Source organism: Streptococcus sp. k-90 (genome assembly GCF_013277565.1).
Classification (GTDB): domain Bacteria; phylum Bacillota; class Bacilli; order Lactobacillales; family Streptococcaceae; genus Streptococcus.
Map to the genome: position 1 here is coordinate 1 of NZ_VMNE01000030.1, position 13581 is coordinate 13581.

12 protein-coding genes are annotated in these 13581 nt (G+C 40.3%); 2 read left to right on the forward strand and 10 right to left on the reverse strand.

Annotated features, from left to right (window positions below; translation table 11 throughout):
• Nucleotides 1–159 precede the first annotated feature (159 nt).
• The 8 genes from HT734_RS08740 to HT734_RS08775 form a co-directional block, all read right to left on the reverse strand.
• Nucleotides 160–1038, reverse strand: coding sequence for a HAMP domain-containing sensor histidine kinase (locus HT734_RS08740; protein ID WP_061759099.1), 879 nt, complete (start codon nucleotides 1036–1038; stop codon nucleotides 160–162).
• Nucleotides 1035–1736, reverse strand: a complete 702-nt coding sequence (locus tag HT734_RS08745; RefSeq protein WP_061759098.1) for a response regulator transcription factor — start codon at nucleotides 1734–1736, stop codon at nucleotides 1035–1037. Before HT734_RS08745 ends, HT734_RS08740 begins: the two co-directional genes overlap by 4 nt.
• Nucleotides 1737–1926: 190 nt before the next feature.
• Nucleotides 1927–2802: an N-carbamoylputrescine amidase gene (gene aguB / locus HT734_RS08750; RefSeq protein ID WP_061759097.1), complete on the reverse strand. Its 876-nt coding sequence runs from the start codon at nucleotides 2800–2802 to the stop codon at nucleotides 1927–1929.
• 9 nt (nucleotides 2803–2811) lie between these two features.
• The gene (gene aguA, locus HT734_RS08755) at nucleotides 2812–3897 is read right to left on the reverse strand and encodes an agmatine deiminase (protein ID WP_061759096.1); all 1086 of its coding nucleotides are present in this window, start codon (nucleotides 3895–3897) and stop codon (nucleotides 2812–2814) included.
• Nucleotides 3894–5021, reverse strand: coding sequence for a carboxynorspermidine decarboxylase (gene nspC, locus HT734_RS08760; protein ID WP_061759095.1), 1128 nt, complete (start codon nucleotides 5019–5021; stop codon nucleotides 3894–3896). Before nspC ends, aguA begins: the two co-directional genes overlap by 4 nt.
• Entirely contained in the window at nucleotides 5021–6280 is a 1260-nt protein-coding gene (locus HT734_RS08765; RefSeq protein WP_173277779.1) for a saccharopine dehydrogenase family protein, read from the reverse strand. The genes nspC and HT734_RS08765 overlap by 1 nt, the downstream gene beginning before the upstream one ends.
• Nucleotides 6277–7137 carry a polyamine aminopropyltransferase gene (speE, locus tag HT734_RS08770; RefSeq protein ID WP_000366713.1) on the reverse strand — a complete coding sequence of 287 codons (861 nt, stop codon included), beginning with the start codon at nucleotides 7135–7137 and terminating at the stop codon, nucleotides 6277–6279. Before speE ends, HT734_RS08765 begins: the two co-directional genes overlap by 4 nt.
• Nucleotides 7138–8598: an aminotransferase class I/II-fold pyridoxal phosphate-dependent enzyme gene (locus HT734_RS08775; RefSeq protein WP_173277778.1), complete on the reverse strand. Its 1461-nt coding sequence runs from the start codon at nucleotides 8596–8598 to the stop codon at nucleotides 7138–7140.
• A 708-nt stretch (nucleotides 8599–9306) separates the two neighbouring features.
• Here HT734_RS08775 and HT734_RS08780 point away from each other — a divergent pair.
• A complete protein-coding gene (locus HT734_RS08780) occupies nucleotides 9307–10002 on the forward strand; it encodes a VIT family protein (protein WP_173277787.1) in 696 nt (231 codons plus the stop codon).
• A gap of 41 nt (nucleotides 10003–10043) precedes the next feature.
• Here HT734_RS08780 and HT734_RS08785 read toward each other — a convergent pair whose 3' ends face one another.
• Nucleotides 10044–12032: an ABC transporter permease gene (locus tag HT734_RS08785; protein WP_173277776.1), complete on the reverse strand. Its 1989-nt coding sequence runs from the start codon at nucleotides 12030–12032 to the stop codon at nucleotides 10044–10046.
• Between the two features lies 1 nt (nucleotide 12033).
• A complete protein-coding gene (locus HT734_RS08790; RefSeq protein WP_000173358.1) occupies nucleotides 12034–12792 on the reverse strand; it encodes an ABC transporter ATP-binding protein in 759 nt (252 codons plus the stop codon).
• Between the two features lie 426 nt (nucleotides 12793–13218).
• Here HT734_RS08790 and HT734_RS08795 point away from each other — a divergent pair, with 426 nt between their 5' ends.
• Nucleotides 13219–13416 (forward strand): hypothetical protein, encoded by a 198-nt coding sequence (locus HT734_RS08795; RefSeq protein ID WP_033680207.1) that lies wholly within the window; start codon nucleotides 13219–13221, stop codon nucleotides 13414–13416.
• Nucleotides 13417–13581 lie beyond the last annotated feature (165 nt).

Below are 13581 nucleotides of genomic sequence, written 5' to 3' on the forward strand. Positions count from 1 at the left end.
ATAAGTTAATTTCATAATAAAAACACCCCAAAAGTTAGATTTTTTCTGTCTAACTTTTGGGGTGCAGTTCAGTGTTGAAAACTTGATATTATGCGTTTTATTGTGGGAAGATTTACTTCATTTTCTCCTGAAATTGAGTTTTTGCCGAGCCTCTTTTCGTTAAAAATAAATGAAAACCGATAACCACTGCCCATCTGTGCTTAGTTTCATCTCTGCACCGAGAAGATGGCATAATTCCTCAGTGATATAAAGGCCTAAACCAGAGGATTCTTCCGTGTCTGATAGATTTTCAGAATAAAAACGATTACTGAGATTTTCTATTCTTTTGATGGGCTGTTTAACAAGGTTTGCAATCTCTAAGACAAGCTGTTCCTTTTCCTTTCTCAAAGATAGACGTGCTTCTTCCTTGCCATGTTTGAGGACATTTCCAAGCAGATTTTGTAAAATTCGATCCAGTAAATCTTCATCAGTCCTCATTTTCAGACCAGTTTCAACCTCAAAATCAAGCGTGATATTTGCCGCCTGAAAAACATCATAATAAGCCAGAGTCTTTTTGGTGATAAAAGCTGAAAAATCCACTTCTTCCAGTTTCGGTTTGACAGCTCCTTCCATCAAACGACGGTATTCTAGGAGAGCCTCCAAACGTTTGGAAACTAAATCAAGATGCTGGGCGATTTTTTGTAAGGTTTCTGCTTTGTCTTCAGGAGATTTTATCAATTGTTGGGTGTAGCCTGAAGCGATAGTCAGAGGCGTCCGAATATCATGGGCGATATTGCTGATGGCCATATCCAGAGTCTGCTTTTCCCTTTTCATAACCAATCGAGACTGCTCTACTTCCTGAAATAGATTCTCAATCTGCTGGTAGAGATGTAAAAAATGTTTGGAAAAAATACTGATTCCGACTCTTTTCATACTACCCGTGAGAATCTTGTCTTCAATCTGTTGACTCAAGTTTTTAAGTGCTAGATGGTAGCGAATTAATAGAATCGATAAAATAATTAAGAGTACCAGTAGGATAAAGATTATCATGTAGGTCATTGCTTGTCTCCTTTTAATCTTACCCCAACTCCCCAAATGGTTTCAATATATTCTTGATTTGGGTCAAGCTGGTTTAATTTTTTACGAAGATTACTCAAATGCGTATTGAGGGTATTATCTCCAGGTAGGTAGCTATCCTCCCAGACCAATTCATAAAGTTCTTCTTTTGTAAAAATTTTCTTAGGATGTTTAAGGAGAGTTTGGAGAATCAAGCATTCTTTCTTGGCAAGGCGAATCGTTTCCTGACTATTTTTGATTTCAAAACTTTCTGCATCAAACTGGATATTTTTCAAGTTTTGTGGCAGATTTTCAGTTTTTACTATTTTCACAGGCTGTTTTTCTGCACTTTGGCGTAGTTGAACAGTAACTCTAGCAAAGACTTCGTCCAAATCAAAAGGTTTGACTATGTAATCATTGGCACCGTCTAAAAGGTATTGGCTGATAAGTTTTTTATCGCTCAAAGCCGTTAGCATAATGACTGGAGTTTGACTTTGTTCCCTGATAGCTTTTAAAACCTGATCCCCATTTTTCCCAGGAAGCATGATGTCTAGCAAAACGAGGTCAATCCCACCTTGGTCAAAATGCATGATTCCTTCTGTACCAGAAAAGGCTTGAATTACCTCATGCTCCTCAGTAAGAAGTGTTCGCAAAATTTCTTGAATGTCACTATTGTCTTCAATAACCAATATTCTAGCCATAAATACCAACCTTTCTGCAACTATTATAGCATGTTTTATTGATAAAGCTTAAATAGAAAAGCTCCTCGCATTAAAGCGCGAGAAAGCCTTAGAGGGTTAAAATATAAAGTTCACTTCCTAGATGACCTAGTATCCCTATAGTTGCTAGTGAAAACGAGTCTAGCAGAATGAATCTCTCATTTCTCCCCTACTAGTCCGTAATGCGTTGATACATTTCGGGTCTTCTATCTCGAAATAAACCCCAGTTTAGGCGTTCGCTTGCTCCCTTATCTAGGTCATAAGTTGCTAACAGAACAGCTTCAGCTTGTCTTTCAGCTAGCTCTAGAATAGCTCCTGTTTCATCCGTCATAAAGGAGGAACCGTAGAAGTCAAGACTGGAACTCTGTCCGCCATTTTCCTCACTTGGTGTGACTTCCTCTAATCCATAACGATTGGCTGCGATGACTGGAACAATATTTGCTGCTGCGTGTCCTTGCATGGTACGTTGCCAGTGACCACAACTATCTGTATCCAAAATTGGCTCTGAACCGATGGCTGTTGGATAAAAGAGCAATTCAGCACCATTTAACGCAAGACAGCGCGCTGTTTCAGGGAACCATTGATCCCAACAGATACCGATCCCAATCTTGGCATAGCGAGTATTCCAGACCTTGAAACCAGTGTTACCAGGCGTGAAATAAAATTTCTCTTGATAATAATGATCATCTGGTATGTGGGTCTTCCGATAAACGCCCAGCACTTCCCCATCTGCATCAATGACAGCAATAGAGTTATATAAGACATTGCCATCTTTTTCATAGAAACTGATTGGTAAAACTACCTTTAGCTCCTTGGCAATGGTTTTAAAATGCTGAATAGCTGTATTGTTTGTCACCGACTGGGCATGCTGGTAGTAGTCATACTGACGTTCCTGACAAAAGTATGGACGTTCAAACAATTCGGGTAAAAGAATAATTTGTGCGCCTTGTTCTGCAGCCTGACGTACTAAACGCTCTGCTGTTTGAATATTTGTTGCCACATCCTTAGCGCATTGCATCTGAATGGCTGAAACTTTTACATTTCTCATCTTTTTCTCCTATTCTGGGATTTGTTGGGTGATACAATGAATATTTCCACCACCTAAGAGAATATCTCTGGCTGGTATTCCGACAACTTTACGGTCTGGGAAACACTTACTGAGGATATCTAAGGCTACTTGGTCGTTTTTATCCTGAAACTGTGGCACTAAAATAGACTTGTTGGCAATATAGAAATTGACATAGGAAGCAGCAAGTCGTTCACCAGCGTATCGCTCTTCTTCTCCTTCTTCGTAGGAATAACCAGGAAGATCTTCTTCTGTCACAACTTGTCGAACTGCAGGGATAGGCAATTTATGAATGGTGAAGTGACGACCTTTTGCATCTGTCTCTTGCTCTAAGAGTTCGAAATCTGCTTTTGACATGGCATATTGAGGATCGCTTTTGTCGTCTGTCCAAGCCAAAACAAGCTCAGCAGGACCAACGAAGGCTGCAACATTGTCAACGTGTTCATTGGTTTCATCCTGATAAATACCATAAGGAAGCCAAATAACTTTTTCAGCTCCAAGGCTGTCTAATAAGGTGTTTTCGATTTCCTCTTTACTGAGATGAGGATTGCGACCAGAACTAAGTAAGCAACTTTCAGTCACGAGAATAGTTCCTTGACCATCGCTATGGATTGCTCCGCCTTCTAGGACAAAAGGTTTGGCATCATAAACAGGCATTTCCAAGGCCTCAGAAAAACGACTGGCTACTTGGTCATCTGCTTCATAATCTTGATACAGACCATCATAGGTTCCTCCCCAAGCATTGAAAGACCAGTCTACTGCCAACTTTTCTCTTTTATCATTTATGAGAATGGTCGGACCTGTATCACGCGCCCAGGCATCATTGGTGGGAATGTCTAGATAAATAACGCTATCTCCAAGGTAGTCTTGGGCTTCAGCTAAGTAATCTTGCTCCACCAAAAGATAGACTCTTTCCCCTTCTGCTATGGTTTTGATAATCTGGCTAAATGCTCTTTTAGCAGCTTTACCTTGAAAAGGCCATGATCCTGGTCTTGTTGGCCAGATCATCAAGGTACCATGATGGGGTTCGTACTCTGCTGGCATGCGATAGCCTAATTTTTTGGGACTGTTTATCATGATAATCTCCCTTTAAAGTCTTGATAGCCAAAGGCTTTGACTAAGCTACAGTCTCCCTGTTCGTCCATGAGATAGAGACTTGGCAATCCAATACCATTAAAGGTATTATTTTTAACAAATGAGTAAATAGCCATATCTTCAAAATAAAGTCTGTCGCCAATTTGAATGGGACTCTCAAAGCTATAATCACCAATCACATCACCCGTTAGACAGGTATTGGAAGAAAGTCTATAGGTATGGGCTTTTTCCTGTGCCTCAAAGCCATTTCTCAAAGGTGGACGATAGGGCATCTCAAGTACATCAGGCATATGGCAAGTCGCAGAGGCATCTAAAACCAAGATTTCCATACCGTTTTCTACAATATCCAAAACTTCTGTTGCCAAATAGCCAGCATTAAGAGCAATAGCTTCACCCGGCTCGATATAGACTTCAAGATTGTAAGTTTCTCGGATTCGCTTAATCTCAGAAATCAGCAAATCCACATCATAATCTTCTCTTGTGATGTGATGACCACCACCCATGTTGAGCCATTTAACTTGATGTAAGTAGGGACCAAACTGCGCTTCTACTGCTTTCAAAGTTGTCTCTAAATCATCTGAACCTTGCTCGCAAAGGGTATGAAAATGAAGTCCATCCACCAAATCCACCAAATCACTAGGAATTTTATCTAGTGTCACACCAAAACGAGAACCTGGTGCACAGGGGTCATAGAGCGCGTGATCACCCTGAGTTGAACATTGGGGATTGAGACGTAAACCAACACTGATACCAGCATCTCGACAACGCGAACCGTGTTTACGCAACTGTCTCTCAGAATTAAAGACGATATGGTCCGTTATCTCCAGCAATTCCTCCAAGTCTGAATCCTTGAAAGCTGGCGCAAAAACATGGACTTCGCCAGGAAATTCTTCCCTTGCCAATTTGGCTTCATAAAGTCCACTAGCTGTCGTACCAGACAGATACTGGCTAATCAAGGGATAGGTTTTGTAGAGGGAATAAGCCTTCTGGGCAAGCAAAACTTTGCAACCTGCTTTTTTTTGAACTTCATGAAGAATTTTACAGTTAGATTCTAAACGGGCTAAGTCAACGACATAGGCTGGTGTTGGTACTTGTTCTAGCTTCATTAGTCCACCATTTGTGGATTTTCAACCACAACCCAAGGCAAACCATACTCATTCAAAGCTTCCATGAATGGATCTGGATCCAATTCTTCAAGGTTGTAAACTCCTGGTTGTTTCCAAGTACCGTTCATAACCAATTTTGTCCCTATCATGGCTGGAACTCCAGTCGTGTACGAAATGGCTTGCGAACCAACTTCCGCGTAGCATTCCTGATGATCGCAAACATTGTAGATGTAGATGGTCTTTTCAACACCATCCTTGACACCTGTAAAGATACATCCGATATTGGTTTTACCAACTGTACGTGGTCCAAGGCTAGCTGGATCTGGAAGCAAGGCTTTTAAGAATTGGATTGGAACAATTTCTTGGCCGTTGAAGTTAATAGTATCTGTACGGAGGAGTCCAACATTTTCAAGACATTTCATGTGCGTCAAGTATGATTGACCAAAAGTCATAAAGAAACGAATGCGTTTGACACCTGGAATGTTCTTGGCCAATGATTCAATTTCTTCATGATGAAGGAGATACATGTCTTTTTGCCCAACCTGTGGGAAATCGTACTCGCGCTTGATAGACATGGCTTCAACTTCGACCCATTTCCCATCTTCCCAGTAAGAACCTGGCGCAGAAACCTCGCGTAGATTGATTTCTGGGTTAAAGTTGGTTGCAAATGGATAACCGTGGTCACCACCATTACAGTCTAAAATGTCGATATAGTGGATTTCATCAAAGTAGTGTTTGAGAGCATAGGCTGAAAAGACACTAGTCACACCTGGGTCAAAACCAGAACCAAGAAGAGCGGTCAAGCCAGCTTCTTTGAATTTCTCCTGATAAGCCCATTGCCATGAGTAGTCAAAGTAGGCTGTAAAACCAAGTTTCTTGCAACGTTTTTCATAAATAGCACGCCACTCAGGGTCTTCTGTATCCTCAGCCTCGTAGTTGGCTGTATCGATATAGTGAACACCTGTTGCCAAGCAAGCATCCATGATGGTCAAGTCTTGATAAGGAAGGGCTACGTTTAAAACAGCTTCTGGCTTATAGCTTTCAATCAGGGCAATCACTTCTTCAACCTTGTCAGCATCAAGAGCAGCTGTCTCAATCTTTGTACTTGTTTTGCCTTCCAGTTTAGCCTTCAAGTCATCACATTTTGACTTGGTACGGCTAGCAATCATAATTTCTGTAAAGGTTTCGCTATCTTGACAAATCTTTGAAATAGCAACTTGGGCAACGCCCCCACATCCAATAACTAGTAAACGACTCATTTTTTTCCTTCCTCTTCTTCTAAAATGTCCTCAACATACTTGGGCAACATAAAGGCACCCACGTGTAAGTTTGCAGTATAGTATTCTGTGAAAAGCTGGCGTTTTTTCCAGCCTTCCTTGTCAAAATCTTTGACAGGGTGGTATTTTTTCGATGCAAATCCAAACAACCAATAGCCAGCTGGACTGGTTGGGATGTGGGCTTGGTAGACCCGACTAATTGGAAAGGCTTGATTAACCTTACGGTGCATGCTTCGGCAAGCCGACTCATCTTCGTCAAAGAAAGGACTACCATGCTGGTATATCATGATACCGTCCTCTTTCAAGGCTCTGTAACTATTTCCGTAAAATTCCTTGGTAAAGAGCCCTTCCGTATGTCCAAATGGATCTGTCGCATCGTTGATAATGATATCGTAATCATCTTCGCAGTTTCGCAAAAAGCGTAGCCCATTTTGATAGTAAATGGTAACACGAGGATCATCTAACCCTGCAGCAAAATCTGGGAAATACTCACGACAGACTTCAACCAACATCTCATCTGGTTCCACGATATCGATTTGCTCCAGTTCAGGATAGAGTGTTAATACTTGGGCAACACCACCGTCACCACCCCCTATTACCAAGACTTTCTTGGGATTTGGGTGCACAGCCATGGGAACATGAACGGTCATTTCATTGTAGACAAAATCATCTGCATCTGAGAACAAGACGTGCCCATTTAAAATCAAAATCTTTCCAAAAGCTGGCGTATCCAAGACTTCGATATCCTGCCATTCACTTTTTCCAGCGTAGAGTTGCTTGGCTGTTCTCAGGGACAATTTCACATCTGGAGTATGAACTTCAGAAAACCATAAATCCATCTAGTTCTCCTTTCTCTTAATGACGTTGATGTGATTGACCTCTGGATCTTCCGTCCCTTGGAGGGAGCAACCACGTTCCTTAGCAAATTGGATATAGTCTACAATTTCACGTGTAATGCGTTCACCAGGAGCCAAGATAGGAATCCCTGGAGGATAGCACATGACAAATTCCCCACAGACCTGTCCAACAGATTCGTCTAAAGACAAACTTTTTCTCTCTGAATAGAAGGCTTCTTGTGGAGACAGCACTAACTCGGGCTGAATATATTCTCCTGCTATCAAGTCCTTCCCATCTCTCGAGTAAAGTCTCTTGATGTCAGCTAGAGCACCTACCAAGCGCTCGATGTCTTGGATGCGGTCACCAATCGAAATATAGGCCAAGATATTGCCGATATCACCAAACTCGATCTGAATGTCGTATTCATCTCGTAGGAGGTCATAAACCTCAATACCTGTTAAGCCAATACCCTGAGTGTAAACTGACAGCTTGGTCACATCAAAATCACAGACCGACACACCATCTATTAACTCTTTTGAGTAGGCATAGTATCCACCGATAGCATTGATTTCACGACGAGCATACTCTGATAGTTCAATAACCTTCTCAAAGGATTCTTTACCACGAAGGGCCAAATTGCGACGTGAAATATCCAAACTAGCCATCAACAAGTAAGAGGCGGATGTTGACTGGGTCAGGTTGATTATCTGACGAACGTACTCAGGATTCATCTGCTCTCCAATTAACAGAATCGAACTTTGGGTCAAACTCCCACCAGACTTATGCATAGAAACCGCCGCCATATCAGCCCCTGCATCCATAGCAGAAATTGGAAGTTTATCAGTAAAATGCAAATGTGCTCCGTGGGCTTCATCTACTAAAACCATCATACCAGCTTCATGAGCCATTTCTGTCAACCCCTTTAGGTCTGAACAGATTCCGTAGTAAGTAGGATTGTTAATCAAAATGGCCTTAGCATCTGGATGGTCCTTTATGGCCTGTGCTACTCGGTCATTTTCAAGACCTAAAGCGATACCAATCTTAGGATTTACACTCATCTCGATATAGATGGGAATAGCACCACATAGAACCAACGCATTAATAGCAGATTTGTGGACATTACGTGGCAGAATAATCTTATCTCCAGCCTTGCAGGTTGACAGAATCATAGTCTGCACCGATGAGGTTGTTCCACCAATCATGAGAAAAGCATGGCTAGCCCCAAAAGCATCTGCAGCCAGCTCCTCTGCATCTCTAATAATCGAAATAGGATGGCCAAGATTATCCAAGGGTTTCATCGAATTGACATCAATGCCAACACATTTTTCACCTAGCAGTTCGACAAGTTCTGGATTTCCCCGTCCACGCTTGTGACCTGGAACATCAAAGGGAACAATCCTTTTCTTGCGTAACTTCACCAAGGCCTCATAAATTGGGGCTTGGTTTTGATCTAACTCTTTCAAGACATACTCCTTTCAATATTTTTAGGACCTTATGAAAACTAAGGAACTAAAGGTTGACTCATGAAAAAAGAGCAGGTTTTCACCTGCTCTGCAATCTTCTGACGTTTTTATGTTTGTTTCTGTTGAGTATGTCTGTTCCTGATGTTTCCTAACTCTCTAGTAGCAAATATTACGTACTTTATTGATCGTTTCACAAGATGACGTGTGCTTTCACCACACTAAAAATTTATGAATTAGGACAAACGTCCTAACATCAACTTATAAAAGTAGGCTTTTAACCCTATCAATAATGTGGTTTTTCAACCACGCTTCGGCATTCAACCCTGCCTGTCCGTAGGCATTTTTTACTCGGGTTTATATTTGCTAGAAAACATCATCTCATTTTCTAAGCTTTATTACTATAACATGTTTTTAAGAACTTGTAAAGCATTTTTTGATAAAAAACAAAAATATGTTCGCAAATTGTTTAGTTTATGTAAAAATATCGATAAATATTTTCTTGTAAACGATTATAAAGTGAACAAAATGTTTATCGTATTTAATTTAAAATTTTTTATGCTATTCTATACTCTTTACCTTCGGTGTTTGATCTATCAGAGAAGATGTCGACATTTTTACATTATTAAAATCGTGCAACTTTTTTCAGATAGTTTTAAAAGATTGATTTCCTTATATTTTTCCTTTATACTGGATAAAAAGGAGAATAATATGTCAGAAACAAATCACGAAATTGATTCAAATTTTGCAGGTCGTTTAAATATCCTGCGTGCGGGCGTTCTTGGTGCCAATGATGGGATTATTTCCATTGCTGGTGTGGTTATCGGGGTTGCCAGTGCCACGACCAATATCTGGATTATCTTTTTATCAGGCTTTGCAGCTATCTTGGCAGGTGCCTTTTCAATGGCTGGTGGAGAATATGTGTCCGTTTCAACTCAAAAAGATACTGAGGAAGCAGCTGTTGCGCGTGAGCAAGTCTTGCTAGACCAAGATATAGAGTTAGCCAAAAAATCCCTCTATGCTGCCTATATCCAAAACGGAGAATGCGAAACCTCTGCCCAACTCTTGACCAACAAGGCCTTTCTTAAAAATCCACTCAAGGCTCTGGTCGAGGAAAAATATGGGATAGAGTATGAAGAATTTACCAATCCTTGGCACGCTGCCATTTCTAGCTTTGTTGCCTTTTTCCTTGGAAGTTTGCCTCCAATGCTCTCAGTGACCATTTTCCCAAGTGACTACCGCATCCCTGCTACTGTCCTTATCGTCGGTGTGGCCCTTCTTCTCACTGGCTACACAAGTGCCAAACTTGGAAAAGCCCCAACCAAAACAGCTATGATTCGAAACCTAGCTATTGGTCTCTTGACCATGGGAGTTACCTTCTTACTCGGTCAACTTTTCAGCATTTAGAATACAAGAAATACCTCGATTTTGAAGTCGAGGTATCTTTTTTACATTTGCACAATCTTGCGATAACTTCTTGAAGTAATCATGAAAATAAGCACATAGGCGATGAGGAAGATAGCGCAGATAGACAAGGTTACAGTCAACATCATAGTCGTATCTATTACACCGATCACTTTTAAAATCAGACTAAGCATATGGTAGGCAAAGGCGAGATGTATGAAGGCAAAGAGCAAAGGAAGGAAGAAAACAGTTAAAACCTGTTTGTTGATGGTTTGCTTGATTTGCTTTTGATCTAAACCGACTTTCTGCAAGATAATAAAGCGTTCACGGTCTTCGTAGCCTTCAGAAATTTGTTTGTAGTAGATGACCAGAACGGTTCCGACCATAAAGATAATGGATAGGAAAATACCAATAAAGAAGACACCACCAAAGAGGGCACTCATTTGAGCACTAGCATCTGCTAGATTGCTACCATACACATAGCTACCTTCAGTGTTTAATTGAGCATTAAACTGATTAAGGTAGTTTTCATATTCTTCAGCTACCTTGAGTTGTTCTTCTTCACTGATATTTACATTCATACCACCGTAAAACTGATTATAGATATCCGAATCTGGGAATTGGTCCAAAAAGGCTTGTAAATTAGGTACAACAAGGTAATTGTAATCAGAAGTCAAAATATTAAACTGATTTGGGACATGGTTCACAATAAAATCTGTATTAAATTCTTCTTTTACAGAAAATTGATGATCATTTAGAGTTAGAACTTTCTGTTCTTTAACTCCCTCATTCTTGGCAAAGAGTCCAACCTCATTTCCTGATAGAGAAATTTTTTGACCAGTCATATTTTCATAATCTTTTTGGTCAAATACCATAAAAACTGTTTTGACTTGGACACGGTTTTGTCCTTTTTCAAATATGGTTAACTTGCTACCTTCTTGGTTTGCAACACCAAAGTAAGCGTAACGAAGAACTTCTTTTTCTTTGATATTATAACCTTTGTCACTTGCAAACTGGCTCAAGAGTTTGTCCAAATCTTCTTTTTCAACATTTTGTCCAGTAATCCCAAAATCATGCGGATTTAGAACTTTTTTAAAGCTTTCTGAGGCATTGAAAATACTAGTAGCTGCTGACATGGTTACCAAAACCATTGTTGATAAAATAGCGATAGTTGCTAGTCCAACCGCATTTTTCTTCATACGGAAAATCAAATTAGACACTGAGATAAGGTTATTTGGTTGGTAATAGTATTTCTTATTTTTCTTCAAGATTTGGAGGAAAACGGTAATTCCTGCATTGAACAAGAGATAAGTACCAAAGATAACCAGCAAAACAGCTAAGAAGAAGGTTGTTAAGGCTGTAAGGGGATCTTTTACAGTAACTGCAAGATAATATCCACCACCTAAACTAATCGCACCAAGAATAGTTTGGAGGGATAGGAAACGACCTTTTCTCTCACCGCTAGCTTTCTCACGTGAGAGCTGGAGGGCATTCATACGGGCGATTCGAAGAGCATTCAGGAACATGAGACCTAGAAAAATCAAACCGAAGACAACAAGTACTGTAATGACAACTTTCATCTGGAAGGTAGCGACTAGTTCTACCTTTAATTTCATCAGTTTGAGCAAGAAAGCGAAAATTAACTTGTCAAACAAGGCTCCAATACCGATACCCGCTCCAACAGTTAGAATTCCAAAAAGCACCAACTCCTTAAAGGTCATACTGATCAGATGTCGCTTCTCCAAGCCCAACATGCCATAAATTCCTAGTTCCTTGGAACGGTTCTTCATGACAAAACTATTGGCATAGAGGACGATAATGGCTGACGCAAGGGTGACGACAAACATACCAAATCCTAGAGTAGCTTGAATCGTTTCACCTCCACGGATTTCCGAAATCTTGGGATTAAAGGTTAGGGAATAAAAGAGATAGGTGACTGTGACTGCCAAGAGGACAGCCAGCGCAAAAGGATAGTAGAGTTTGCGGTTTTTAATCAAGTTCGATACCGCTAACTTATTGGTTAATCGAAACATACTAATTCACCTCGCTTGCCATGACAGTCAAGGTATCAGAGATTTCTTGGAACATCTGACGCTCTGTCTTCTCTCCACGGTAGATTTGGTTGTAAAGAATGCCATCTTTGATAAAGAGTACACGTTTAGCTCTGCTAGCTGCTGCTGTTGAGTGAGTTACCATGAGAATGGTTTGACCGCGCTCATTGATTTCATCAAAGACATCAAGTAAGGCTGCAGAGGACTTGGAGTCAAGAGCTCCTGTTGGCTCATCCGCAAGGAGAATTTCAGGTTCTGTGATGATGGCGCGTGCTACTGCTACACGCTGTTTCTGCCCACCAGAAATCTCGTAAGGGTACTTCTCTTGCAATTGGTTGATGCCTAGATTCTCAGCTGTCACCACCAATTTCTTCATCATCTCCGTAATAGGTCTTCTTGACAAGACAAGTGGAAGCAGGATATTGTCTTTAACAGACAGAGTATCTAGCAAGTTAAAATCTTGGAAGACAAAGCCCAGCTTTTCACGACGGAAACTAGAAGCTTGTGAATTTTTAATGGTTGCTGTGTCAGTTCCATTTAAGTAAACCTGCCCACGACTTGGTTTATCTAGCATAGCTAGGATATTGAGAAGAGTGGATTTACCAGAACCAGACTCACCCATAATGGCAACGTAATCACCCTTTTCTACGGTAAAGTGAATATCCTTGAGGGCTTCTACTTGGTTGCCCTGAAAACGAGTTTTATAAATTTTTTGAACGTGTTTTACATCTAAAAGTGTCATGAGAATCTCCTTTCTTAATATCCCATCAAATGAAATGTTGCTTGCATCATAGCGCATCCCAGCTGAACACGCTCGATTTCTTTGTGACTTGGTTTTCTAGTTTTCTTATGTAAGATTTGTTTCATGATGTTACTCCTTTGTTCTTTATGAGTCTAGTTTACATCAAAAAAAGACTGCTTGCCATAACCTAACCTTACAAAAGAGACTTTAATCTTACATTTTTGTAAGATTGGGGGAAATGTAAGCAAAATTACTTAGAAAATAATTTGATTTCCTATTTTTAAAATTGTAAAATATAAGTGTGAAAGAGCTTACTTTGGAAAGGAGGAAGCGGAAACTATTACTCTAGTAAGCTTACTTCGATGAAACACTATTTAATTTAACACTTGCAAGTCGTTCAACCTATAAGGAAAGAAGGTGCGCTTTATGAAACATAAAGAACATATACTCATCGGACTTCTCTATCTGCTCTCTCCATTCATCGGTCAGCTCTTAGTTGAAAAAACATACTTTATCGGTACAGAATTTACAGGTACTGCTTATGTTATTTGCTGGTTATCAGTTGTTATCAGCATCCACCATTTTTCAAAAACTGTTTTCTCTCAGCAACAAAAAGTAGATTAGAAACATGAGTTCAAAAACATGATTTTATACTCTTCTAAAATCTCTTCAAACCACGTCAACGTCGCCTTGCCGTAGGTATACGATACTGACTCTGTCAGTTCTATCCACAACCTCAAAACAGTGTTTTGAGCAGCCTGTGACTAGTTTCCTAGTTTGCTCTTTGAT

Coding starts and splice junctions, on each gene's coding strand:
- HT734_RS08790 (WP_000173358.1), bottom strand. CDS start 12,792: ATGACACTTTTAGATGTAAAACACGTTCAAAAAATTTATAAAACTCGT.
- HT734_RS08745 (WP_061759098.1), bottom strand. CDS start 1,736: ATGGCTAGAATATTGGTTATTGAAGACAATAGTGACATTCAAGAAATT.
- aguA (WP_061759096.1), bottom strand. CDS start 3,897: ATGATAAACAGTCCCAAAAAATTAGGCTATCGCATGCCAGCAGAGTAC.
- aguB (WP_061759097.1), bottom strand. CDS start 2,802: ATGAGAAATGTAAAAGTTTCAGCCATTCAGATGCAATGCGCTAAGGAT.
- nspC (WP_061759095.1), bottom strand. CDS start 5,021: ATGAAGCTAGAACAAGTACCAACACCAGCCTATGTCGTTGACTTAGCC.
- HT734_RS08780 (WP_173277787.1), top strand. CDS start 9,307: ATGTCAGAAACAAATCACGAAATTGATTCAAATTTTGCAGGTCGTTTA.
- HT734_RS08785 (WP_173277776.1), bottom strand. CDS start 12,032: ATGTTTCGATTAACCAATAAGTTAGCGGTATCGAACTTGATTAAAAAC.
- HT734_RS08795 (WP_033680207.1), top strand. CDS start 13,219: ATGAAACATAAAGAACATATACTCATCGGACTTCTCTATCTGCTCTCT.
- HT734_RS08765 (WP_173277779.1), bottom strand. CDS start 6,280: ATGAGTCGTTTACTAGTTATTGGATGTGGGGGCGTTGCCCAAGTTGCT.
- HT734_RS08740 (WP_061759099.1), bottom strand. CDS start 1,038: ATGACCTACATGATAATCTTTATCCTACTGGTACTCTTAATTATTTTA.
- speE (WP_000366713.1), bottom strand. CDS start 7,137: ATGGATTTATGGTTTTCTGAAGTTCATACTCCAGATGTGAAATTGTCC.